Origin of the sequence: Campylobacter sp. BCW_6466 (assembly GCF_001762835.1) — a bacterium.
Classification (GTDB): domain Bacteria; phylum Campylobacterota; class Campylobacteria; order Campylobacterales; family Campylobacteraceae; genus Campylobacter_D; species Campylobacter_D jejuni.
In genome coordinates this window covers 286-1,682 of sequence record NZ_MJXO01000064.1, presented here as the reverse complement: position 1 = coordinate 1,682, position 1,397 = coordinate 286, and the positions used below count along the sequence as shown (strand labels likewise).

The following is a 1,397-nucleotide window of genomic DNA, read 5'->3' as shown; positions in this document are numbered from 1 at the left end:
GGTGGAGCTGCTGGTATAGTCAATGAAGGTATCATAGGTGGTAGTAGCGATAATGATGATAAAAAAGGTGGCATTATCATCTCAGGAGGTAGTGTTAGCTCTTCAAGTGGAGGCTCTGGCATAGTCAATCAAGGCAATGGTTCTATAGCAGGTGAAATCAAGGTAGAAAGTGGAGGTTCAGTTGAAGGTGGTATTACCAATACAGGAAGTGGTTCTATCTCAGGAAATATAGTAGTAGAAGATGGCGGTAAACTTGATTCCATCACTAACACCTCTACTTCTGATACAGGTATAAGTGGCTCTATCACTAACAATAGTGATAATAAACTTGAAATTTCTAATGGAGAAGGTGCTACTATAGGTGGAGGTATTACCAATAATGGTAATGCTGATTTAGTTATTTCCAACCAAGGCTCAGTAGGTAAAGATGATCATGGTAATACAGTAACTAACAATGGTAGTGGTAGTGTTGGAATTAAAGATTGGGTTGTTTCTACAGATAAAGATACAGGTAAATTAGACACTGTGGTTGTAGGTGGAAGTGGTAAAGATAATGTAAAAGTAGAAAACATCACTGTAGATCAAAGCAATGTTAATCTTGATGAATTAGGCAATATAAACAATATCATCTCAGGTGTTAATCAAGGCAATATTGGCAATATAGGAACCAATGGAGGTGGAGAAATATCTTTAAGCTTTGATCCAATAACAGGAAANCTTACTACAGATTTTAATCTTAATGCTTCCATATCAGGTGCAACCTTTAGATCTTTAATCTCTACTACTACAAGAAGATCAACCTTTATAGATAATGTTATGGGTAATTCTATGCAAACTTTTGCTTTAGCTTCTTCAAGTAAATCTCAAAGCATTGCTATGTCTGAAAAGGGTAATTTATATGCAGATGCAAGTGATTATATAAAGAGTGATTTAAATAATGGAAGCTATGGTTCTAATAAAGAACATTCTTTATTCATCCTTCCTTATACTTCTTCACAGAATGTTGAACTTTCTTTAAATGAAGAAAGTAAAGGACACACTAAAGGAACCATTATAGGTTATTCTACTTTAAAAGACAGTGGAATATATGGTGTGTATGCAGGTTATGAAGATACAAAAATGGGTTCAACTTATTTTGATATTAATAATAGAACCTATTATGCAGGTTTAAAATACTTTAATACCTTATTTACTACAGAAAAAGGTCAAGAAGTTTATATCAAAGCTCAAGGTAAAGCTGCTTTGATTAAAAATGATTTAACTAAAAAAATAGGAAATAATGAATCTAAAGCTGAACCTAATTCTTATGCTTATGGAGTCAATACAGCCTTAGGTATGAATTTTATTTCTAATAAAGATATATTCTCCCCTGAAATAGGTCTTGCTTATGAAGGAGG

General features: G+C 33.3%; 1 pseudogene. It reads left to right on the top strand.

The annotated features are described in order from the left end of the window. Positions 1-1,397 (top strand): annotated as a pseudogene (locus tag AJ887_RS06375) (autotransporter outer membrane beta-barrel domain-containing protein); the annotation flags it as partial.